Genomic DNA, 23,566 nt, shown 5'->3' on the forward strand with positions numbered 1-23,566 from the left:
CTGAGCTGCGCCTGTGAGCGGTGCCTAGTAATCGAGCTGGCGCAGCTTGTCGCCCGCCGGGTTGATCGCCTCGCGCAGGAAGCCAAACCCGGTGCGCCGGTCCAGGCGGAACAGGGTGTTGGTCACATACACGTCTTCACGGGTGCCGACCACCTCCACCACCTCGCTGACACAGCGACGCCCGTCGGGCATGCGGGTCAGCTGGATGATCACGTCCAGCGCCGCGCAGATCATCTGGCGCAGGGTCTTTTCGGCGATCTGCCGCCCGGTCAGGCCCACCAGGGTTTCCAGGCGCAGCAGCGCGTCCTGGGCATTGTTGGCGTGCACCGTGCTCATCGAGCCATCGTGGCCGGTGTTCATGGCGGTCATCACATCGAGCACTTCGACGCCGCGAATTTCCCCCAGGATGATGCGGTCCGGGCGCATCCGCAGGGCGTTGCGAATCAGGTCGCTGGCGCGCACCTCGCCATGACCTTCAGCATTCGGCGGACGGGTTTCCAGGCGCACCACGTGGGGGTGGCCCAGCTGCAATTCGGCGACGTCTTCGATGGTCACCAGCCGCTGATGAGTGTCGATCATCTGGCTCAAGACGTTGAGCATGGTGGTCTTGCCGGTGCCGGTACCGCCACTGATGAGGATGTTGCAGCGCTTGTTCACGGCGCTGGCGAGGAAGTCATAGATGGGCTGGTCGATGGTCTGCATGGCCACCAGATCGGAGCTTCTGAGCATGTCCTTGCGAAACTTCCGGATCGACACGCAGGGCCCGTCCAGCGCAATCGGCGGGATGATCGCGTTGACCCGGCTGCCATCAGGCAGGCGCGCATCGACCATCGGCGAGGACTCGTCCAGCCGCCGGCCCAGCGGAGCAAGAATGCGCTGGATGACCCGCTCGACGTGATGAGAGTCGATGAAACGCAGGTCGGAATGGTGCAGCACGCCTTCGCGCTCGATGAACACCTTGTTGGGGCCGTTGACCAGAATCTCGGTCACCGACTTGTCGCGAAGCAGCACCTCCAGCGGACCGAAGCCTGTGAGCTCGTCCACCAGTTCCTCGGCCAGGCGCTCCATCTCGTAGCGCGAAATCGCCAGCTTCAGGCGGGCGACATACTCGGCCACCTTGTCGGTGACGAACTGCGCCAGCGCCGGGCGCGTGCCTTCGAGCAGGTTGCGCCCGCTCTCTTCGATGGCGTCGATGATGTAGCGATGCAGCACCAGTTTCAGGCCCTGCCCATCGCCGCCGCTTTCCGTTGGCCGGGACGACACGCCAAAAAGTTTTTCATTCTTCATTTGTTGGCCCTCAAGAGCCGGCCCAGCCAGCCATCACGCGGCTTGCTGGCGGTATCGGACTGACTGGCCAGGCGCTCGCCCAGATTGCGCAGGCCTGCGCTCAACGACTCCCGTGGCGACAGCTCGAACAGCGACAGGCCCTGATTCTTGGCGTTCAGGCGCACCTCGGGGCTGAGCGGCAGCACCACCATGGCGGGCAGGCCGAAGGTCTTCTCCAGCGCCTCGGAATTGGGTGTGACCTGGCGCAGGTATTTGTCCACCAACAGCCCGGCCTGCTGCAGCTTCAGGCCCTTTTCCCGCCACAGATTGAGGATCGCCAGATTGCGCCGGCACTCGATGACGTTCTGATCCACGTACCACAGCAATTGGTCGCAATGGGCGACGAAGGTGCGCAGCGATTCGCTGTCCGGCTGGCCCACGAGATTGACCACCACATGCTGGAAATGCTGTCGCAAGGCGCTGAGCAGCATGTACAGCTCGGCGGCGCTGGTGTGTTCCAGCGGCATGTCGTCCTCGCCGTAGGCCAGGATGCGCAACTGGCTGGGATGGACGGTGAAGGCGCTGTCGATCAGGGTCGAGTCGAGCCTGCGCAAATGACGCACCGAGTCGCCGAAGGTGAACGACGACTCCAGGCTGAGCATCGCCAAGCTGTCGCCGCGCGGGGTGCCCAGGTCGAGCAGCAGCGTGCGCTGGCCTTTCTGTTGCGCCACCAATGCCAAGTGCGCCGACACCAGGGCGCCATCGCCGTCGCACTGGGCGCCGTAGATCACGGTCAGGCCACCCATGTTCGGGTTGGGTGCCACGGCCGGCAGGCGCTTGCCAAGGCGCCGCACCAGCCCGGCCACTTCGCTGGAGCGTGAACCGTAGGCCACGAAATCCCGAGCCCCGGCGCGCATGGCGTTGAGCACCAACTGGTTGTCCATGCCGTCACCCAGGGCGACGATGGCCAGCATCGGCTTGGCTTCCAGGGCACCTTCGATCAACGCGCTCTGGTTCATCAGGTGCTCGCGGTCGAGCCCCACGAACACCACGCTGGCAAAGGTCACGTCGACCAGCGCCAGCAGTTCGTCGAGGCTGCCGGTGCCGGCACTGACCACCTGACCCAACGGCGCCAGCGCCCCCTGCAGCCACTCAAGGTCGGTGGTGTTGCGCGTGATCGCCAGAAACGTCTGGCTGAGATTCGGTCCCTGGCTCATTGCGATAACCCGCTGCGGCGATCGAAGCTGCCGTTTTCGAGGAAATACATCTTGTAGAAATTCGGGTCGTAGTTGCGCAGCGCCTCGCCCGGCAGCGACGGCAACTGCGCGTTGGCGGCCAGTGGCTGCACCAGGTGCGGGGTGACGATCATCAGCAGTTCACGTTCGTCGCGGTTGATCTGCGAACTGCGAAACAGCGCGCCCAGCACCGGGATATCGCCCAGGCCCGGAAACTTGTCCACAGACGCAATGTTGCTGGTGTTGATCAGGCCGCTGATGACGAAGCTCTCGCCATCGGCCAGCGACACGCTGGTGTCGGTGCGTCGCACATTCAGTGCCGGCACGGTGGTCCCGGCGATGGTCACGCCGGCGGTGAAGTCCAGCTCGCTGACCTCCGGCGCCACTTTCAGGGAGATGCGGTTGCGCCCGACGACGGTGGGCGTCAGGGTCAGGCGCACGCCATATTCCTTGTACTCGATGGAAATACCGTTGCTTTCGCCATTGGGCACCGGCACCGGGAACTCGCCACCGGCCAGGAAACTTGCGCTCTGTCCGCTCAAGGCTACAAGGCTGGGGCGCGCCAGGGTGTAGGCGAAGCCGCTGCTTTCCATCGCGTTGAGCATGCCCAGCACCTTGCTGCTGCCGCCGCCCCAGACGATGTTGAAGTTGTTGTTGTTCAGCGGAATATTGGGCCGTGTACCGCCAACCGTGCCGGGGGTCACGGTCACGCCCGGCACTGTGCCGGGGGACCCGAACAGGAAGTTGTTCGAGCCTCTGCCGAAGATCGAGGTACTGGCTTCCTTGAGCTTGGTGCGGCTGACTTCGACGAAGCGGATGTCGGTCTGCACCTGGCTGGGCAGCAGCGGGTCTTCCGAGGGTGGCAGCAAGGTGTCGGTCATGGCCGCCTTGGCCGCGCCGCGCACGAAGACCATGCTCTGCCGAGGGGCGGTGGAACAACTGGTCCAGATCATCAGGCTGGTGGTGCCCGGCCCCACGCCGGTCAGCAGGAAGGCGCCGTTGTCATTGCCGTTGACCTGCACGTCAGCGATCTTCGGATCGCCCACCGCCAGGCGCGTGATCGCCACCGGCGAGCGCATTTCCTGCTGCACGCCCTGCCCGATCTCCAGCGCCGCCGGCATCGCCGACAACGCGGAACAGTTGCCCGCAGCGGCTTCGACAGTCCCCTGATACAACCCCGCAGCCAAAAAGGCCGACACGATACGGTTCAAAACCGGCTTGAAACGGTTACTCATGAATGTGCGGTCCTTGCTCGGTCAGGGGGTTTGCGCGGTGGCCTGGCTGCCACGAATGACTTCGATGGGCTTCGGTCCGCGCGGTGTGCTGCTGGCTACCGGCTGGACGCGGGCGGCTGTGCTTTGCATGCTCAGCTGATTGAAATGCACGAGGTTGCGATTGACCGTGTCCAGTTGCGTGGCGATGTCGCTGTCCCCGGCCCAGTAGCGTTCCAGGTTCTTCTCCTGGGCACTGCGTACGGCCAGCCGCAAGGGACCTGCCTGGGACGCCAGCATCAGGCGGCTCAACAGTTGCTCCGGCACCGCGAGCACGACGCTGCGCGCATTGACCTTGAGTTTCTGCTGCTGCACCCGCTCATCCCGGCTGACGCCCTGATCGTCCTGCCCCTGGTTCACCGGGCCCAGCAATGCGCCAACGCTGAGCACCCGCAGGGCAGGCACGACGGTCTGGGCGCTGCGGTCCGTGGAGGTCTGATCAGACGGGAGGTAAAGCAAAACGTCTACGTAATCGCCGGGGCTGATCTGGCCGCCGGCGCCGATGATTTCGTCGGTGGACAACGCCAGCGCCCGTTCGCCGGGACGGATCATCCGCGCCAGGCTGCCACCGGCTTCGAAGCTGTTCTCGGTAAGCCAGGTGCCTGCCGCAAGCGGACGCCAGGACATGCGCCCCACGGCCTCTTCAGTGCGGGAAAAACTGCCGGGCGGCGCGACCTTGAGGCGCTCGACGATCAGGTCGTCGGCCTTGATGGGCTCGTAGGCGGGAATGTCCCGGGCCAGCACCACGACGGGCTGACGGGTGGGGTCCTGGGAAGGCTGTTCAGCGGCCACGGGGACGGCTGCAGGCGCCTGGGCCTGGCTGACGGGCGCCACCGCTGCTGGCGCAGGCTGACGACTCAACACCAGCCCCCAATACCCGGCAAACAATGCCCCCAACAGAAAAAACACGGCCAGCCCCATTGTGACGCGACTGCTCATGACGGCCCTCCCGTGCCTGACTACAACCTCGAAAACGTTACGAGACAACCTGTCATTCAGTTGGCTATGAACATTCATCCTTTTCGCTATTAGAAGGTAGTCGAGGTCATCCAAAACGCCATCAGTTGTCGGAAATTTCCGCGCATTCACTCCGTTCGGGTGTCAGGGTGCAGAGCGGCCCATGCGTCTGCCACTACTACTTTCCGACTAATGCTTTCTTGTGATTGTGGAGTACGGGTTTGGGGTCAATGCTGTGGGTACGAAGGATTGTTCAACGCTGCAAACGCGTAGTAGCGCTCTAGGGCGCTGAGGAGAAGTCAGATGTACCTAACCTACCTGTCGGCCCTGTTACGTCGCTTCGTCAAGAACGAGGAAGCCGCATCGGCCATCGAATATGCCGTGATCGTGGCGATGGTCGCCCTGGTGCTGTTTGCGATGATCACGCCCATGGGCACTGCCATCAGAGCCCGGTTCAACGAAATCATTGTGGCCCTTGGAGGCACGGCAGCAACGTGACTCAGCGCGAGTTGGCAATTCTTTTGTTCAATCAGCCAAGGCCGTGAAAATGCCCGCTCCTACACGCCAACAACTGCTGCTCGTTGACGACGAAGAGGACGCCAACGAAGAACTCGCCGAATTGCTCGAAGGTGAGGGTTTCTGCTGCTTTACCGCGCCGTCGGTCAAGGTGGCGCTGAAGATTCTGACCGAGCACCCGGATATCGCACTGGTGATCACGGATCTGCGCATGCCCGAAGAAAGCGGCATCTCGCTGATCAAGCGCCTGCGCGAGCACACGTCACGCCAGCACCTGCCGGTGATCGTCACCTCAGGCCACGCCGACATGGAGGATGTCAGCGATTTGCTTCGCCTGCAGGTGCTGGATCTATTCCGCAAACCCATCTACCACGTACGGCTGCTGGAAACGCTCAACAATCTGTTTCCAGAGCCGAAGGTGTACAAGGTCGGGCAGTAGTCCCGACCTTCCCTCGTTTGCCTTCAGAACACCCCCGCCGGCAAGCCGTGCTGCTACGGGATATCGGGCGTGCGCACCTTCTTCGCTTATCCCCGATCCGTAGCAATCCGGCTTGCCGGCGTCCTGGCGCAGCGGCATTGCCCAGGCAAAAAAAAGACAGGGGATCATCCGATTCCCCTGTCTGAACAGGCGCAGGCGTTGAATGAAAAGCCGCGACCAAGGCACGCCGGAGAAAGAACACTGCATCGCAGACCACTTGCTTGCGATAGTTCTCACACTGCCCGGCACTGCATGCCTGCGGTTCGCTGCCACTCCATTCAAACCACCGCCCAACACGCCTGTTACCCCGTTGAGCAACCCACCGATACCACCGGTGGATGTGCCTCATGGCTGCATGACACGCCCTTGGAAGGAATGGGGCAAGCCGTAACTTGGTATTAACCCCTTGGATAACTGAGCGATCCGGCCCCGACCGAACGAATAAATCCCATATATATCAACGACTAAACTTCACCAAGCCGACAAGCCAGACGAAAGTTATATAGTCGCAATTGACTAGCGCACACTGAATCGGCGTTTTTACGGCGACCTCAATCCACCACACTGAACTCCACGCGCGCGGTCTGGCCGCTTTCGTCGAGCACGCTCAACTGATAGCGCCCAAGGCGGCTGAAGGTGTGGCTCCAGATTTCCTGATTGCCCGTGTCCCCCAGCGGCGCGCCGTCGATGAACCACCAGCGGCGTCCGTTACCGCCCAGTGCCGACAATTGCAGCCGCAGTTGCTGCTGGCTGCCCGCAGGCAAACGCAACTGATCGCCGTCGCGCACGCCGACGATTGAAATCGGCGCCGCGAGGCTCAAGCCTTGTGGCGCACAACCGGGGTCGATGGCGGGCAGGCGCGCTTCTCGTCGTTCGGCCTTCGGCAGCCAGGGTTCGAGCGGTGCCGGCCAGAGCGCTATCTCACGGGCCTGCGCCTGCGGACACGTGGCATCGACGCGCAATCCCTTGTCGTTGACCCAGATTTTCTCCAGCAGCCCCAACCCCAGCGGCTGGTCGGTGGCCTGCAAGGTCGGCGGCGTGGTGCCATCCAGCGTCCAGGCAAAGCGCTGGCGGCGGCAGTTGGGGTCGCTCTTGCTCATCGGCTGACCCAGCGGCCAGCAGATGGCCGCTACGCCCACATTCAGCGGCACCGGCAACACCGGCGGCAGGATGTTGCGCTGGGCGTCGCGGTTCACCAGCAGGTCATGCACCTGAATCATCAGCGGTGCGGCAGAGGCCAGGCCGAACTGTCCCGGCACCGGCGTGCCATCGGGACGGCCAATCCACACCCCGATCAGGAAACGCGGCCCCACGCCAATCGACCAGGCATCGCGAAAGCCATAACTGGTGCCAGTCTTCCAGGCCAGTTGCGGGCGCTGCACCAGTTCGGCGTGAGGGTCCAGATCAGGCCGCGACTGGCCGCTCAGGATGCGCCGGATGATCCACGCCGCCCCCGGCGACATCATCGGCCGGTCGCGCAGGCGGTCATCGGGTTGCAGGCGAATATCGGCGCTGCGTCCGCCTCGGGCAAACGCGGCGTAACCACCCACCAGATCCTCCAGGCGACTGCCCGCCCCACCCAGAATCAACGCCAGGTTCGGCTGGGCCAGTGGCGGCAAGGTCAGCGGCACCCCGCCGTTGCGCAGTTCGGCGGCGAAGCGTTTCGGGCCGTAGGCTTCGAGCAGTTGCACCGCCGGCAGGTTGAGCGACATCGACAGCGCCGAGCTGGCCGCCACCGCGCCATTGAAACCCGATGAAAAATTCCCCGGACGGTAATCGCCATAACGACGCGGCACGTCCTGTAGCAGCGATTCGGAGTGAATCAGCCCGGCGTCCAGCGCCTTGCCGTACAAAAACGGTTTGAGGGTCGAACCCGGGGAGCGCATCGCGCTGACCATGTCCACGTGCCCGAAGCGTTTGGCGTCGCCGATGTCCACTGAGCCGACGTACGCCCGCACCGCCATGTTCTGCGCCTCGACCACCAGAATCGCCGCCGAGGTGCGCTCCGGCAGACGCGCTCTCCAGCCCAGCAGCAGGTCTTCAAGACGACGTTGCAGGCTGGCGTCCAGCGTGGTGCGGATCAGCGGCGGGCTGTCGGGCCGGTTCAGGCGACGGGCCAGCAGCGGGGCCAGGCTGGGCTCCTGTCGCGGCGCCAGCAACAACGGTTCTTCCAGCGCTTCGGTTACGGCCTGCTGCGGCCAGACGTCAAACTCGGCCAGGCGCTTGAGCACCTTGTCCCGTGCGGCCTGGGCTCGCTGTGGGTGGCGGTCGGGGCGCAAGCGGCTCGGTGCCTGGGGCAACACCGTCAAGAGCGCTGCATCGGCGCGGGTCAGCTGCTGCGGCGATTTGCCAAGATACGCCCAACTGGCCGCCGCGACGCCTTGCAGGGTGCCGCCGAAGGGAGCACGGTTCAGGTAAAGCCCGAGGATCTCGGGCTTGGACAGATGCCATTCCAGTTGCGCCGTGCGCCAGAGCTGGCGCAGTTTGCCCCCCAGCGTGCGCGAATGTGGATCGAGCAGCCGCGCCACCTGCATCGACAACGTGCTGCCGCCGGACACCACATGGCCGCCACTCAGGTTCTGCCAGGTCGCGCGCACCAGCGCCATGGGGTTCACCCCCGGATGCTGATAGAACCAGCGGTCCTCGTAGGTCAGCAGCGCTTCGAGGTAATAGGGCGACACCTGATCGACCGTCACCGGATAGCGCCACACGCCGTTGGCATCGGCAAAACGCCACAACGGCGTGCCATCTTCGGCCAGCACCACCCGGGCCAGATCATCCTTGGGCAAAGGCAGCGGCCAGATGCGGTCAGCCAGCCAGAGCGCCAGGCACAGGAGCAAAATGCTGGCAGCGATCCAGCGAACGAGCCGTTTCATGCCAGACTGCCTCTACCGGTCAGGGAACTCGCTCTGGCCTGTGATAGCCCAAGTGAACAATCCCCTCTCCATTCAATGCCCGTCATCAGGAAAAACATATGCAGGTAGAAAGCGTTTTCGAATGGCTCGGCCAGGTCATCGGCGCAGTGATTCGTTTCGTCGTCGACGGTTTGAGCTGGTTGTTCAACATGTTCACTCATGCGGGTGGCAACTTTGTCGACGGACTGGCGCGCACGCTGGGCATGAACACCTCGATTGTCAGCATCGCCGGGCTGATCGTAGGGCTGATGCTGCTGTACTCGGCGATCCGCGCGTTCATGCGCGGCTCGATCATCATCGGCATTATCTGGTTGTTTCTGGGGTTGTGGTTGTTGAGCTGGATTATTCATTGATCCGGGGTGAATCCGCCTTAACGGGCGCCCTCAAGATCGCTCCCGCCGGCAAGCCGTGCTGCTACGGGGGCGCGGCGCACGCTGAACCTTCATACATTCCGTAGGAGCGCGCTTGGTCTGGGCCGCATCCGGACGATGGCGGTGTGTCTGTGCCCATGAGGGTGTCTGACCCACCGCCATCGCGGGCAAGCGCGCTCCTACAAGCTGCCTACTTCTTCGCTTTCACGACCAATTGCGCAGGCGCGTCGCCCAGGGCTTGCCAGTTCGGGCGGTACATCGACTCGACCTGCGGCGGCGGTACGCGGTAGGTGCCTGGGGTCACGGCGCGAGCCAGGTACAGCAGGTGCACGGTGTTGAACCCTTGCAGGTCCACCGCCGCCACGTAGCGGTCGCCACGGAATTCCTGATGCTTGAGCCCGGCGTTCTCCATCGATTCGCGCCACTGTTTCACCGACTCGCTGGCGTCTTCCAGGCTGGCCGCGCTCTGGGCCAGGTTCTGGTTCTCGATCTCGAGCCCGGCAGGCAACAGGTCCACCACCAGCGCATCCGGCACGCGCTCCTTGGACTTGAGTTCAAGATGCACCAGCACCAGCTCGCCGCTCTTCAAGGCATTGAGGTTCAGCGCCTCGCCGTCCATGCCCAAGTACTCGCGACGAATGCTCAGGTTCTCGCCACCTGCCACCGGCGGCTGCGACGGATAGCCCGAAATGGTCATCTGCTGGTAGAGGGTTTCGCCACCGCTGCTCTGCACCGTCAGCGGTGAAGCCAGCACCGAACTGTCGAGCTTCACGCCTGGCTGGTCGTTGCTCAGTTCGCGATTGTTGCTACCGCTGGACAGCGTCGCCGCCCACTTGGCCTCGGGTTTGCCCAGCAGATCACGCCCGGCGAGGAACAGCGAGTTGCGCTCCTGAGTCGACAGATAGCGGCTGGCCGCCACCTGATCGGACAGCGCAAACAGCCGCTCCTCGACCTTGTCCTGGGCCAGTTTGTTTTCTTCAAGCAGCGACAGGATCAACGCCTGGTCGCGCAGCGGGCTGCCATAGTCGGCCAGCCAGTCATTGGCCTTGCGACCTGCAGCAAGCCCGGCCAGCAACGCTTGATCGGCACGCGGCTTGTCGCCCATTTTCTCCAGCGCGATGGACAGTTGCACCAGCGGCAAACCGGAGCGCGCATCGCTGCGACGGTCGAACAGGCTGCGCAGCGCACCCAGCGGCGCCTGCTGGCTGCGGGACAACACCAGCCCCGCGTAGGCCTGCACGGCGAAGCGGGTGTGGTCGGCGTTTTCGCTGTAGTTGACCTCGATCTGGTTGCGCTCCTGCAAGTAGCGCAACAGGCGTTCGCTGGCCCTCTTCAGCGCGTCCGGCGGCACAGCGTAGCCCTGGTCGCGGGCACGCAGCAGGAAGTCGGTGACGTAGGCGGTCAGCCAGTACTCCTCATCGCCGTCCGCGCCCCACAGGCCGAAGCTGCCGTTGTAGCGCTGCATGCCCAGCAGGCGCTCGATGCCCACCTCGATCTTGCGCTTGCGCACCGCGTCGGCCTCGCCTTCCAGCCCCAGGCGCTTGAGGGTTGCGGCGTCAGCGTAGAGCGACGGATACAGGCCGCTGGTGGTCTGTTCCAGGCAGCCGTAGGGGTAAGCCTTGAGCGCGCGAATCTGCTCGCCCAGGTTCAGCGGAGGCCGGCTCGACACCGACAGCATCGCCTCGCGTCCTGCAGGTTCGAAGGCGTCCAGCGCTCCTTCGGGCAGGCTCCAGGCCTGATCCTTGAGCACCGCGCGATACTGCCTGAGCATGGCCGGATAGGCCGGGCGCACGCCGATGGTCCACTCGCGGCTGAATGCTGGCAGATTCTCGCCCGGCAACTCCAGGCCATTGACCGTGACCTTGATCGTGCCCTGACCGAAACCGCCCTGTGCCTTCACCGGAATCTGCAAGGTGGTGCGCTGACCCTGGGTCAGACTGATCGCCTTGCCAGCCTCCGGCTGCGCCAGGTTCAACTGGCCCTCGGCACTGACCTGAACGTTGAGTTTCTGCGCCTGCCCCGAGAGGTTCGACACATCCAGCGCCACGCTGGTCTGGTCACCACCGGCCAGAAAGCGCGGCGCCGACAACTCTGCAATCAGCGGCGCGGCCACCACGGTCTTGGCCTCGGCCATGCCGTAGCGCTCGTCGGTCCAGGCCTGGGCCATGATCCGCAGCTCACCGTTGAAGTCGGGGATATCGACGCTGACTTCTGCATCGCCCTGCTCGTTCAGGGTAACCGGCGCGCTCTGCAGGGCGACGATGGTGACACTGGTTTCCGGACGCTTGCCGCCCTTGGCCAGGGCTGCGTCACCACCAAATGCCAGGCTGGCCAGGCGATTGCGCCCGGCCTCGATCAACTGGCCATAGATGTCGAGCTGGTCGGCACCGTATTCCTTGCGCCCGAACAGGCTGGCGAACGGATCGGGGGTGGCGTATTCGGTGATGTTGAGGATCCCGACGTCCACCGCCGCAACCAGCACGTGCACGTCTTTGGGGATCGAACCGTCGGCGTTCTTCGCGTTGACCTTGAGCTTGAGCGGCTGCTTGGGCCGCATCTTCTCAGGCGCAGTCACCGTCAGCGCCAGTTTGCGTTCCGAGCGATCCAGCGGCAGGTGCAGCACGCCTACTGCGCGCTTGGGGGTTACATTGGCCTTGCGCTCGCCGGGGCGGATCACCAGCGCGCTAACGTACAGGTCATGCCGCGCCCACTTTTTATCCACAGGCACGTCGAAGGTCTTGCCCTCGGCCGGCACGTCGATCTCCTGCCACCACAGCGGGCCTTCGCTGGATTCCACCAGCAGGTAGCCCTTGCCTGCGCTCGGCGGGGTGACGGTGACCTTGGCCGTGTCGCCATCGGCATAGGCCGGTTTGTCCAGCGCCAGCTTGACCTGATCGGGACGCACCGCGCCGCCTTCGGCGTTGTCCTGCCAGCGGTAACCGGCCCAGAAACGCACGCTGCTGATCAGACCGGTTTCCGGATCCTCGACCTCGACGCGGTAAGGACCCCACTCCACCGGGAAGCTGACCTTGGCCGTGGAATCCTTCTTCACGCTGAGGGTTTCTTCGGACAGGTTCAGAAACTTCTCGTTGTAGTGATAGCTCCAGCCGTCGCTGTCGGAGTAGTTCCAGTAGTAGTCGCGGCGCTCGCGAATCAACCGGACCTTGAGATTCTCGGCCGCCAGTTTGTGACCTTCGGCATCGGCCATCAGCACTTCGAATTCCACCGGGCCATCGCCATCGGTGGCTTCACCGTCGAACAGGCCGCGCAGGCCGGGAAGTTTTTCCGCCGGCCACACCGGCTGGGTCAGGCGACGGGTGATCGGCCGCCCGCCCGACTCCTGCAAGCTGGCCTGCAACACCAGTTGCAGCGGCGACCTGGCCTTGCCCCACTGGCTGTCGATGCTCAGGTCCAGTTCACCGTTGGCGTCCAGCACGCTGTCTTCGACTTCCAGATCCTGCTTAAGGTCTTCTTCGGTAATCGAACCGAACTGATAACCCGGCAGGCCCGGCACCGCTTCACGCAGCGGACGCACGTACAGCTGGCCGGTCAGGCGGTTGCCCGAAGCGGGGGCGCCATAGAGGTAACGACCGTTGATGGACACATCCAGCGGCGCATCGGGGGCGATGGGCGTGTCGCTGCCCTTGAGTTCCAGCGCCATGCGTTCAGGCAGGAAGTCCTCGACCTGAAATTCATACAGCTGCGGTTTGCCATCGCCCAGGTCGAACACCAGTTGCCAGCGCCCGGTTGGGGCTTCGTCCGACAGTTGCAGTTGGTATTGATACAGGCCGCTTGCATCGGCATCCCACACAAACTTGCGACTGACCTGATCGTCTGGCCTACGCACTTCCACGGTGATGGGTTGAGCTTTCACACGCTTGCCGTCGTTGTCGCGCAGCAGGCCGTTGAGCAGCACCACTTCACCGGGGCGATACAGGTCGCGAGGGCCGAAGATGAAGAACTGCAACGGGTGGGCCTGGGGCCCGGTGATGTCGAATTCGGCCAGGTCCAGGGCGGCGCTGTTCAGGCGCAGCAGGCTGGTCTGTTCGGCCTGTTTGGCCAGCAGCACCTCGGCCTTGGCAGGCAGCGGCAGTTCGGCGTGACCGGCGTTGTCGGTCTTGCCCTGACCGACCATGCGGCCCTTGTCGTCGTAGAGTTCGAGATCGATGCCGTTGAGCGCCTTGCCCCCCTCCAGCGCCTGGGTGAACACGTCGAGGCGGTTGGCGTAGCGGTGCACCGACAGGCCGATGTCGCTCAAGGTGAACAGCGTTGCAGGCTGGGAATAGTTGTAGGTGCCCGAGGCGCGCATCACTGCCAGGTACACGCCCGGCTGCTGCAACTGCTTGAGCCCGGCGATGGGCAGCAGCACGGTTTCCCGGGTGTTACGTGCAGGGTTCAGGTCGAACCGACCGCCGTAGACCAGATCGGCCATGGGCAGCAGCTCTTTGGATTCGTAGCTTTGCAGGCTCGACGAACCCTCCCAGGAACTGAGAAATGCAGGGAGCGAGTCAGGCTTGATGCGGAAGAATTCGACATCGACCTTATCGACGTTCAGCGCAATCACCGGCAAGCCTTCCGCCAAGCGGGTCGGCAGCAGGCTGCCACGGCTGGCGAAGCCTACCGTGGCCTGAAGATCCGAGGTTTCCAGGCGCGCGGAATACTCGGCCGCCAGGGTGTTGTTGTTCACGGCCGCCAGGCCCGGATCGATCGTCAGCACCAGTTTGCGCTTGGGCTCCAGATGACGCAGGCGCAACTCCATGAGGTTGTCCGACAGCTCCCACGCGCCATCGACCTTGCCGTTGACGCTGTCCACCAGATGCACTTTCTCGGCGAATTTCTGGTCGGGGCTCAACGGCACCGAGAAACTCAAGGACAAGGTGCTGGCGCCGTCGAGCTGGATTTCCGAGACATCCACCACCGTCAATTCACGCCCTGCATAGCGCTTGCTCAGCGCGGGAATGTCCACCGCAGGCTTGGGCTTGGCCGTCTCCACGGCAGCAGCTTGCGGCGCTGCAGGCTGCGCGGGGGCAGGCGCGGGTTTGTCGGAGGTAGAGGAATCGCAGGCACTGAGCAGTACCAGCGCACAGGCCAGGAACAATCCTTTGTTAAGCATGAGGCACTCATTGGCGGCAGTTGTGATGAGAAGCAGCAGTTATAGCATCGCAACGCTGAACGTACAGCGCAGCGCGGGAATAGACCTTGGGTTTGTGGGTTTGTTCGCAGCGGCGTGGCGTTGCACACGGTCCACGAATGCACACAAAACCTGTAGGAGTGAGCTTGCTCGCGATAGCGGCGTGCCAGACAACTCTGCTGCGACAGACCAAACGCCATCGCGAGCAAGCTCACTCCTACAGGTGCCCGGTACCCGCTACAATGCCGCCCTTCCCCGGGAGCCTTATGTCCAACTTTTTCGCAGACTGGCGTCAGCGTGCCACCCACCGGCAGGTGTGGGCGCTGGCTGCGCCGATGATTCTGTCCAACATCTCCGTGCCGCTGGTGACTCTGGTCGACAGCAGCGTGATCGGCCATCTGCCCCACGCCCACCAATTGGGCGCGGTGGCCGTGGGTGGCACCTTGTACAGTTTTCTGGCCTGGGCGATGAGTTTCCTGCGCATGGGCACCACCGGCTTCGCCGCTCAGGCGGCCGGGCGCAAGGACGGTGCGGCGCTGCGTCAGGTGCTGCTGCAAGGCCTGCTGCTGGCCATGGGCTTCGCGGTGCTGCTGCTGGGGCTGATCGGGCTGCCCTTCCAGCATCTGGCGTTGCAACTGATGCAGCCCTCGCCGGACCTCAACGAACTCACCCAGGATTTCTTTCATACCCGGCTGTTTGGCTTGCCCGCAGCGCTTGCCAGTTATGCCTTGGTCGGCTGGTTCTTGGGCCTGCAAAACGCGCGGGCGCCGCTGGCGATTCTGCTGACCACCAACCTGGTCAATATCGCCCTGAACCTGTGGTTCGTGCTCGGCCTGGACTGGGGTGTGGTCGGCAGTGCCCGGGCGTCGGTGGTGGCCGAGTGGATTGGCGCGCTGCTGGGCCTGGCGCTGACCCACAAAGGCCTGCGCGATTACCCCGGACACCTGGCTTTGGCCGCTCTCAAGCGCTGGCAAAGCTGGCGACCGCTGTTGATGGTCAACCGCGATATCTTCATACGCAGCCTGGTGCTGCAATCGGTGTTCTTTCTTATCACCACCCAGGGCGCGCGGCTGGGCGATGCCACGGTGGCGGCCAACGCGCTGCTGCTCAATGGCCTGCTGCTGACCGCCAACGCGCTGGATGGCCTGGCCCATGCGGTGGAAGCCCTCTGCGGCCACGCCATCGGTGCGCGGGATCGCAACGCCCTGCGCCGTTCGTTGAACGTGGCCGGGGGCTGGTCGCTGATCTGCAGTCTGGGGTTCGCCGCGCTGTTCCTGCTGTGCGGGCACCTGTTCATCGCCATGCAGACCGACATCGTTCAGGTGCGGGAAATCGCCTTCATCTATCTGCCTTATCTCGCCGTACTGCCGCTGGTGGCCGTCTGGAGCTACCTGCTCGACGGCCTGTTCATCGGCGCCACCCGGGCCCGAGAGATGCGCAATGCGATGGTTGTCACCGCATTGCTCACAGCACCCTTCGCCTGGCTGGCGGGCGGCTTGGGCAACCACGCCCTGTGGTGGGTGTTCTTGCTGTTCATGGCGCTGCGGGCCGTGACGCTGGGCGTGATCGCCAGGCGCCTGAACCGCAGCGATGGCTGGTTTCACGGCTGATCGGGCTCGCCTGGTTGCGCTTGCGCCTCGGCCCTGGCAATGGACGAGAGCATGACCTTCAGGCCGCTCAGTGACAGGGTCCGTGAATCGATGGTCACCAGGCTCGCGCCCACCCTGAAATGCAGCTCGTTGTTGCGGGCCAGGCGCACGATCAGCTTGTCGTCAACGGAGAACTGCCGGGACTCGTCCAGAAACAGTTCCTTGTCGATGCGGGTGGTGATCACCCTGCGCGGAACCACTGCCGGGTCGGGCTTGGCGCGCGGGTTGATGTCCGGATCCCACAACCGGTGGCTGACGTAGGGATAGCTGGGGTTACCGTCACGGAAGTTCACCACCACCTCCATACCGCCCCACCATGGGTTCTTGCCGTTGATGAGCGCAGGATCGATGGGCACCCAGCAGTCGTTGAACCGTGCGCCGTCACCCTGGTGCCCCCATTCGAAGCGCACCTTCAGCCGGCCCCTTGCATCCAGCTTCACCGGCTCGAACAGCCCGCCCACCACACAGGCGCGCTGCATGTTCATGGGCGCGTCCTTTGCCGGATCGATCTTGCGCGGCTCGCTGGGGAGTTGCGTCGCCTGGGCGACAGAGGCTTCACGCGCCTGTGGCGACTGGTCGGTGAACACCACGACATGCCGCTTGCGGGTGTGCAGGAAGTAATAGTGCATGCCTTCCTCGTCACACAGGCGTTGCAGCAGGGACAGATCGCTCTCGCGGTACTGGGCGCAGAAGTCACGCTCCACGCACGGCTGGCTGCGTTGCCAGACGTAGCCCGCGTCGTCGATCCCGTGCTCGCTCAGCACCTGGTTGATGATCTGGTCGGCGCTCATCCCCTGGAAGATGCGTTGGTTGTGCCGGAAGGCCATCAACCCCAGCCGGGGGCCCAGGGTGATGATGAAACGCGTGGGCCGCATCTGCGCCAGGTTGCTGGGCGCAGGCTCCGTAGTGCTGCGCACGATACTCTGGATATGCCCGTGGATGCCCCAGGCCAGGTCATGGGTATGTAAGTAGGCGCCGCTGAACAGTAATTCATGGGCGTCCAGATCGCCGCCGGGATGGACGATTTCCAGTTCATAGGAATAGGGCTGATTGAAGACCTCGCCCCCCGTGCATGTCAGCACTTCGAACGAGCGCTTGGGGCGACCGGTTTCCAGACGCAGGGGCTTTGAGTCGGCGAACTGAAGCATAAAGCGGATGACCTCTACGGGTAGTTGCGAGAGGCCAGCGATTCTGGGGCAGAAGATCCGCCAAGTAGAGGGGGTAAAAGCAGAACAGGAAATAGCCTACAACCGTGGGCGGCAGGTTGTGGCGAATTGTAGGAGAGGCGCGTGCCAGCAGGGCCGCACGGTGCCCGCAAGATCGCTCCCGCGGGCAAGCCCGGCTGCTACGAAGAGCGGGCGCGCCCTCATCCCGTAGCAGCACGGCTTGCCGGCGGGGGCGTCGTCGGGGGCGCCATCGCCGGCAAGTCAGGCCGTCATCACGAAGACAGGTACGAAGACCGTGTCAGCCCCAGGCGCAACGCGTCCAGGTACTGGGTGCGCTCACGTGGGGAAATCCGCGCGCTGGCCACCTTGTCGCGGTAGTGCGTCATCAACTCCTCCGGCGACAGGTGCACATAGCGCAGCATGTCTTCGATGGTGTCGTGGGTTTCGATGCCTGCGTGGTAAACGCTGCCGTCGGCGTTCTGGTAGATGTTCACCGAATCGGTGTCGCCGAACAGGTTGTGCATGTCGCCCAGGATTTCCTGGTACGCGCCCACCAGGAACACGCCCAGCAGGTAATCCTCACCCTCGTTCAGCCCGTGAACCGGCAGGCTGGTCTCGATGCTTTGCTCGTCGACGTACTGGTTGATCTTGCCATCCGAGTCACAAGTCAAGTCCTGCAGCACGGCGCGACGGTTCGGCTCTTCGTTCAGGCGGTGCAGCGGGATGATCGGCAATACCTGATCGATCGCCCAGGTGTCCGGCAGGCTCTGGAACACCGAGAAGTTGCAGATGTACTTGTCGGCCAGCTTGTCGTTGAGTTCGTCCAGCACCTGACGGTGCGAGCGCTGACGGGCCTTCAACGAGTTGTGCAGGCGACGGCACACGGCGAAGTAGCACTGCTCGCCCAGCGCTTTTTGCGCCAGGGTCAGCTTGCCGTCCGAATACTGCGCGGCCAGGTCGCTCATGTAGTGGGTGGCACGCCAGTAGGTCTCGGTGACCATCTCGATGTCGGTCGGGCCGAGAAGATCGACCAGCCATTGCAGGGTTTCGGGCAGGCTTTCCTTGTCCTCGATTTCCGGCACTTCGTCGTTGTGACGTTCCACGTCGGTGACCTGGATCACCAGCATCGCGTGGTGCGCGGTCAGCGAGCGGCCGCTCTCGGAGAAAATGTGCGGATGCGGCAGGCCCTGGGCGTCGCAGAACTCCTTGAGCATGCCGACCACGACACCGGCGTAATCGTCCATGTCGTAGTTGATCGAACTGGCATTACGCGAATGGGTGCCGTCGTAGTCAACACCCAGACCACCGCCGACGTCGATGTGATCGACCGGCAGGCCCAGGTTGCGCAGCTCGCCGTAGTAACGGATGGCTTCCTTGAAACCGTGCTGGTAGTCGGCCAGGTTGGCGATCTGCGAGCCCATGTGGAAGTGCAGCAGGCGAATGCCCTGGTCCAGCCCCGCCTTGGTGAAGCGCTCGACCACCGACAGCAGTTGCGCGGCAGACAGACCGAACTTGGACTTCTCGCCACCGGTGTCCGCCCACTTGCTCGACGCCAGCGAAGACAGACGAACCCGCAGGCCCACCTGTGGCGCGACTTTCAGCTCGGCGGCCTCTTCGATCACCAGTTCGACTTCGGATTCTTTCTCGATGACGATAAAGACGTTGTGGCCCAGCTTCTGGCCCATCAGCGCCAGACGGATGAACTCACGATCCTTGTAACCGTTGCAGACGATGGTGCCGCCCTTCGGCGCCAGTGCCAGCACGGCCATCAGCTCGGGCTTGGAACCAGCCTCAAGGCCGATGGAAACGTTCTGCGTGGCGATGATGTTTTCCACCACCGCTTCCTGCTGGTTGACCTTGATCGGGTACAGCGCGGTGTACTTACTCTGGTATTCCAGACGCGCGATGTTGGCGTCGAACGCACCGGTCAGCTGACGCACACGGTCTTGCAGGATATCGGGGAAACGCACCAGCAATGGCAGGGAAAGGCCGCTCTTGCGCAGCTCTTCTACCTGCTCGTAGAGATCGATGGGCGAACTGCCTGGCCCGTTGGGGCGAACTTCAACACGGCCGGCTTCGTTGATTGCAAAATAACCAGCCCCCCAATGGCGAATCCCGTAGACACTGCGGCTGTCCGCCACGGTCCATTGGCTACCATCGTCTTTGCGTGTGCGTCGTACGGACATCGAAGTCCCCTGTATAAAAGTCAATAAAGCCCCGGCCTGACCGGCTGGGCGCAGTGTATAGAGTGCAAATGACGGTTTGGCACCCGCCTGCTGTGGGTAATAGACCCAACGTGCAGACCGGAGTTTGTTTTGAACGTGAATGCCAGACCGAAGGGGCAATGCCAGGCATGAGCCCAAGAGCGAAAAGTGGCGACTCAGCCGCCGGACTTTTTCGCCTTGAAGCCCTGCTTGACCAGTTCTGCCAGCAGCGTCTCGACGTGATCGCCCTGAATCTCGATCACGCCATCCTTGAGCGCACCACCGGTTCCGCAACGACGTTTGAGCGTAGTCGCCAGTTCCTTGAGTGCATCTTCAGGCAGCGGCACGCCGGTGATAGTGGTGACGGTCTTGCCGCCACGGCCCTTGCTCTCGCGACGAACGCGGGCAATGCCATCACCTTCGGGGATAACCGATTTCTTGCAGATGCAGGCATCGACAGGCTGACGGCATTCGGGACAGTGCCGTCCTGCGTCGGTGGAAAATACCAGGCCGCCGAGGGCAGCGAAGGATGCGGCTTTTTTGGCCACGGGCAATCCTCTTCTTGAGGACCAAAGTCTAGCCGACGGGAGCCGACCGCGAAGCCCCACTCAGGCAGGGGCAGCGCTACCGGACCGTGAAGACAGTCCGGCTTGAAAAGTCGCGCAGTGTAACGGCAAAAAGCGCTGCTGCTAAGTGCAAATATGCGCCAATTTACGGGCGTTTTGCGACGTCGCCCAGATAGCGCTTCAACGCAGCCAGAGAGTCCGGGCAATAAGGCTTCTCGACGGTTTCGCGCAGGACCTGATCGATGCTGATGAAACGCGCTTCGAGCACCTCTTCAGGTTGCAGTTTCAACGGCCCGTCCCAGACGGCGGAGAAGACTGCGCACCACAGGCGGTTGTCCGGCTGATCGAAGAAAAACTGCTCATGGGCAGTCAGCTCGACGCCGGCCACACCCAGTTCCTCTGCAAGCTCCCGGGCCGCCGACAGTTCATAGCTTTCGTCGGCCTGGACCATGCCGCCCGCCGCCACGTCCCAGTAGCCCGGGTAGATGGCCTTGCTCAGGGTGCGCCGATGCACACACAGCTCACCGGCGGAGTTGAACAGCAGGATATAGGTGCCCCGCCCGATCAGGCCGCGCTCGCGCAATTCGGCCCGCGGCATCGAACCCAGCAGTTGATCCTGACGATCGACCCAGGCGATCTGCTCGGCATCGGAAGCCGCGCGATGCGCGACTTCGTTTTCAGAGACGGCCACCGATCAACCCTGCGACAACAACTGGCGCAGGTCGATGACTGCGGCGTTGGCGCGGGACAGGTAGTTGGCCATGACCAGCGAGTGGTTGGCGAACACGCCATATGGGCTGCCGTTGAGGATCAACGGGCTCCACATCGGTTCCTGCGAGGCCTCCAGCTCACGGATGATCTGACGCACGCTGACGGTGGCGTTCTTCTTGGCCAGTACATCGGCGAAATCGACTTCGATGGCCCGCAGCAGCAGGGACAGCGCCCAGGCCTGGCCGCGCGCTTCATAGAACACGTTGTCGATCTGCATCCACGGGGTTTCGACGATTTCTTCGTCTACCTGCGGCACTTCACCCGGCTTCACGGTCACGGTGGACTGGGCTTCGGTCTTCAGGGTGCTGTTGAGCTTGACCCGGCCGACGCTGGCCGACAGGCGTTGCGACAGCGAGCCCAGGCGGGTCCCGACGTCACCCAGCCAGTTGTTCAGGTTGTCGGCACGGGTGTAGAACAGCGCGCCGCGCTGGTTCGGATCGGACAGACGCGCCTGATAACGGGTCAGGGCAGCGATACCGTCGCGGTACTGGGATTCGCTCGACGGCAGGATCCAGCTCTTGTTGTCGAAGTTGAACAGCGGCTCGGCGCGGCCCAGATCGCCGTCTTCGGCCGACTGCGACTGGGAGCGGGCGAAGTCCTTGCGCAGGGCGCGGGTCAGGTCACGCACCTGGACCAGCACGCCGTATTCCCAGCTCGGCATGTTGTCCATCCAGAGGCCTGGCGGGAAGCGGTCGTTGGAAATGTAGCCGCCCGGCTTGTCGAGCAGGGTCGAGACGACAGTCTTGAGGGTCTCGACGGTGGTGTAGCCAATCACCATCGGCTTGCCGTCACGCTCGGCGGCCGCCTGGGCCTGCTGCTGGACCGGAAACAAGGCCGGCTCGCTGCTCCACCAGATGCCCAGGACGACGGTCACCAGCAGGTAGATCGCCACAACCGCGCCCACCGCCCGGCTGAACAGCAGCCCGCTCCAATACCCGCGCGCGGCACGAGGTGCCTTGCCCACAGGTTTCCCGTCTACGCGCTCGCCCCCGCCCGCAGTGTCCGAGCGCTTCTTCCAATCCAGCATGGCCTTGTCCTTTCAATCACGGAATTCAGTGCTTAGGACCGCAACCTTACAGCAAGGTGCGTTTGGCAGGAACGCGAGGGATGGTCCATTTGCGTAATCCAGTGGTCCGTCTGCGCCATCCTTCGGCACCATGCCCTGTGCATGCATCGGGAAAACCCTGACTGGCCGGTCGCGACGTGAATCTTTGGCCACTGAAAATCCATCGCCTCAACACGCTTGAGCGGTGAAAATTTGACGCAAAAAAACCCTGAAAAAATGACAACTAAATGACTTGCGGCGCACTTGCGTCATAAAAGTAGTGCTAGCATAGCGCCAGCATTTGTATCAGGGTTTCCCCGATAAGTAGTCAGGACATGACCGAGCCAGAAGATTCGAGCCCAGACCGTCTCAAACACCACTTCGCCCAACGCGTCATCCACCAGGCCAGGCAGATTCTGGAGGTGTGGCAGCGCTTGCAGCAAAGCGAATGGTCGGTTGCGGACATGGAAGAACTCAGCGACGCCAACCAGCGCCTGCTGCGTTTTGCCGAACGCTTCGAACAGGCCGAGCATGCGCAACTGGCGCGCGGCATCAACCGCTCGCTGGAAGAGGTCCACGCCAACCGTGGCCGACTGAGCAGCGCCCTGATTACCGACCTCAACCGCTTGATGCAGCGCCTGTCACGTACCGGCCTGCGCCACGGCGACCGTCTGGAACACACCTCCCTGCCGCCCCTGCGCAAGCCCATCTACGTGATGCTGCAGGATCACGATCGCGGCGAGCGGCTGGCCAAGCAGCTTGAGTTCTTTGGACTGAGCGCCCAGGCGCTGAACACGGTCCAGGCCTTCCACGCGACCCTGGCCGAGCGCCTGCCGGCGGCGGTGGTGATGGACGTGGACTTCGGCGGGATCGGCGAAGGGCTGAAACTGGCGGCCAAGATGCAGGAAGGCCTGGAGCAGAAGCTGCCGCTGCTGTTCTTCAGCCATCACGAAACCGATACGCCCACCCGCCTGGCGGCGGTGCGTGCCGGTGGCGAGGAATTCCTCACGGGCACCCTTGAAGCGTCGAGCCTGCTGGAAAAGATCGAGATCCTGACCCGGGTTGCGCAGTACGAACCCTACAAGGTGCTCATCATCGATGACTCCCGCGCCCAAGCCACCCACACCGAGCGGCTGCTCAATAGCGCCGGGATCGTCACACGCACGTTATTCGACCCCATCAAGACCATGTCCGAACTGGCCGAATTCCAGCCCGACCTGATCATCCTCGACATGTACATGCCCGGCTGCACCGGTACGGAGCTGGCGAAGGTAATCCGCCACAACGACCGCTACGTCAGCGTGCCGATCATTTACCTGTCTGCCGAGGACGATCTGGATAAACAGCTGGATGCGATGAGCGAAGGCGGCGATGACTTCCTGACCAAACCGATCAAGCCTCGGCACCTGATCACTACCGTGCGCAACCGCGCGGCCCGGGCGCGCAACCTCAAGGCGCGGATGGTGCGCGACAGCCTGACCGGGCTGTACAACCACACCCACATCCTGCAACTGCTCGAAGACTGCAGCTTCCGCGCACGCCGCGAGAACAAGCCGCTCAGTTTCGTCATGCTCGACATCGACCACTTCAAGAAGGTCAACGATACCCACGGCCACCCCATGGGCGACCGCGTCATCAAGAGCCTGGCGCTGTTTCTCAAGCAACGCCTGCGCAAGACCGACTACATCGGCCGTTACGGCGGCGAAGAGTTTGCGGTGGTCATGCCTGACACCGACCTGGCCGCGGCCCACAGCGTGCTCGAAGAAATCCGCCGGCGCTTCGCTGAAATCCACTACCCCGCCCAGCCCGCTGACCTGTTCTGTACCTTCAGCGCAGGCGTGGTCGAACTGGGTGAACACGACGACGCACTGCTCATGGCCTCCCACGCGGACGACGCGCTGTACCGCGCGAAGAAGGCCGGACGCAATCAGGTGCATTCAGCGCGCGATGAGATCGCGAAAGCGAAGATGGAGACGATGGCAACCATCCCGTAGCAGCACGGCTTGCCGGCGGGGGCGTACTCAT

The 23,566-nt window shown here is 63.3% G+C and carries 16 protein-coding genes; 5 read left to right on the forward strand and 11 right to left on the reverse strand.

Features of this window, described 5'->3' with window-relative positions; genetic code table 11:
* Positions 1-24 precede the first annotated feature (24 nt).
* The 4 genes from ACIPOO_RS07060 to cpaB are packed head-to-tail and all read right to left on the reverse strand — an operon-like array spanning position 25 to position 4,711.
* Positions 25-1,287, reverse strand: a complete 1,263-nt coding sequence (locus tag ACIPOO_RS07060) for a CpaF family protein (RefSeq protein WP_274134098.1) — start codon at positions 1,285-1,287, stop codon at positions 25-27.
* Complete coding sequence (locus tag ACIPOO_RS07065; RefSeq protein WP_400605423.1) at positions 1,284-2,483, reverse strand: CpaE family protein; 1,200 nt, start codon at positions 2,481-2,483, stop codon at positions 1,284-1,286. The genes ACIPOO_RS07060 and ACIPOO_RS07065 overlap by 4 nt, the downstream gene beginning before the upstream one ends.
* Positions 2,480-3,736 carry a type II and III secretion system protein family protein gene (locus ACIPOO_RS07070; RefSeq protein WP_400605425.1) on the reverse strand — a complete coding sequence of 419 codons (1,257 nt, stop codon included), beginning with the start codon at positions 3,734-3,736 and terminating at the stop codon, positions 2,480-2,482. The genes ACIPOO_RS07065 and ACIPOO_RS07070 overlap by 4 nt, the downstream gene beginning before the upstream one ends.
* 21 nt (positions 3,737-3,757) lie before the next feature.
* A complete protein-coding gene (cpaB, locus tag ACIPOO_RS07075; protein ID WP_400605427.1) occupies positions 3,758-4,711 on the reverse strand; it encodes a Flp pilus assembly protein CpaB in 954 nt (317 codons plus the stop codon).
* Positions 4,712-5,032: 321 nt separating this feature from the next.
* On the opposite strand from cpaB, the gene ACIPOO_RS07080 reads away from it, so the two are divergent.
* Together ACIPOO_RS07080 and ACIPOO_RS07085 are read left to right on the forward strand one after the other, a co-directional pair.
* Positions 5,033-5,227: a Flp family type IVb pilin gene (locus ACIPOO_RS07080; protein ID WP_274134094.1), complete on the forward strand. Its 195-nt coding sequence runs from the start codon at positions 5,033-5,035 to the stop codon at positions 5,225-5,227.
* A 49-nt stretch (positions 5,228-5,276) separates the two neighbouring features.
* Positions 5,277-5,684 (forward strand): response regulator, encoded by a 408-nt coding sequence (locus ACIPOO_RS07085; RefSeq protein ID WP_274134093.1) that lies wholly within the window; start codon positions 5,277-5,279, stop codon positions 5,682-5,684.
* 590 nt (positions 5,685-6,274) lie between these two features.
* Here the strand turns inward: ACIPOO_RS07085 and pbpC are convergent.
* Positions 6,275-8,599, reverse strand: a complete 2,325-nt coding sequence (gene pbpC, locus ACIPOO_RS07090) for a peptidoglycan glycosyltransferase PbpC (protein ID WP_400605430.1) — start codon at positions 8,597-8,599, stop codon at positions 6,275-6,277.
* A 98-nt stretch (positions 8,600-8,697) separates the two neighbouring features.
* On the opposite strand from pbpC, the gene ACIPOO_RS07095 reads away from it, so the two are divergent.
* Entirely contained in the window at positions 8,698-8,991 is a 294-nt protein-coding gene (locus tag ACIPOO_RS07095; protein WP_274134091.1) for a hypothetical protein, read from the forward strand.
* 208 nt (positions 8,992-9,199) lie between these two features.
* On the opposite strand, the gene ACIPOO_RS07100 is transcribed toward ACIPOO_RS07095, so the two are convergent.
* Positions 9,200-14,122 (reverse strand): alpha-2-macroglobulin family protein, encoded by a 4,923-nt coding sequence (locus ACIPOO_RS07100; RefSeq protein WP_400605432.1) that lies wholly within the window; start codon positions 14,120-14,122, stop codon positions 9,200-9,202.
* Between the two features lie 284 nt (positions 14,123-14,406).
* Between ACIPOO_RS07100 and ACIPOO_RS07105 the strand changes: the two genes are divergently transcribed.
* Positions 14,407-15,750: an MATE family efflux transporter gene (locus tag ACIPOO_RS07105; RefSeq protein ID WP_400605434.1), complete on the forward strand. Its 1,344-nt coding sequence runs from the start codon at positions 14,407-14,409 to the stop codon at positions 15,748-15,750.
* Here ACIPOO_RS07105 and ACIPOO_RS07110 read toward each other — a convergent pair.
* From ACIPOO_RS07110 to ACIPOO_RS07130, 5 genes are all read right to left on the reverse strand, one after another.
* Positions 15,741-16,937, reverse strand: a complete 1,197-nt coding sequence (locus ACIPOO_RS07110) for a contractile injection system protein, VgrG/Pvc8 family (protein ID WP_400605437.1) — start codon at positions 16,935-16,937, stop codon at positions 15,741-15,743. The genes ACIPOO_RS07105 and ACIPOO_RS07110 overlap by 10 nt on opposite strands.
* A gap of 290 nt (positions 16,938-17,227) precedes the next feature.
* Positions 17,228-19,141 (reverse strand): arginine decarboxylase, encoded by a 1,914-nt coding sequence (gene speA, locus ACIPOO_RS07115; RefSeq protein WP_274134087.1) that lies wholly within the window; start codon positions 19,139-19,141, stop codon positions 17,228-17,230.
* 194 nt (positions 19,142-19,335) lie between these two features.
* The gene (locus tag ACIPOO_RS07120) at positions 19,336-19,707 is read right to left on the reverse strand and encodes a translation initiation factor Sui1 (protein WP_274134086.1); all 372 of its coding nucleotides are present in this window, start codon (positions 19,705-19,707) and stop codon (positions 19,336-19,338) included.
* Positions 19,708-19,870: 163 nt separating this feature from the next.
* A complete protein-coding gene (locus tag ACIPOO_RS07125) occupies positions 19,871-20,416 on the reverse strand; it encodes an NUDIX hydrolase (protein ID WP_400605441.1) in 546 nt (181 codons plus the stop codon).
* Between the two features lie 3 nt (positions 20,417-20,419).
* Positions 20,420-21,523: a DUF2333 family protein gene (locus tag ACIPOO_RS07130; RefSeq protein ID WP_274134084.1), complete on the reverse strand. Its 1,104-nt coding sequence runs from the start codon at positions 21,521-21,523 to the stop codon at positions 20,420-20,422.
* Positions 21,524-21,876: 353 nt separating this feature from the next.
* Here ACIPOO_RS07130 and ACIPOO_RS07135 point away from each other — a divergent pair, with 353 nt between their 5' ends.
* On the forward strand, positions 21,877-23,535 hold the full coding sequence (locus tag ACIPOO_RS07135) for a diguanylate cyclase (RefSeq protein ID WP_400605444.1): 1,659 nt from the start codon (positions 21,877-21,879) through the stop codon (positions 23,533-23,535).
* Positions 23,536-23,566 lie beyond the last annotated feature (31 nt).

This window comes from Pseudomonas sp. NPDC090201 (genome assembly GCF_044746825.1).
GTDB lineage: Bacteria > Pseudomonadota > Gammaproteobacteria > Pseudomonadales > Pseudomonadaceae > Aquipseudomonas > Aquipseudomonas putida_AD.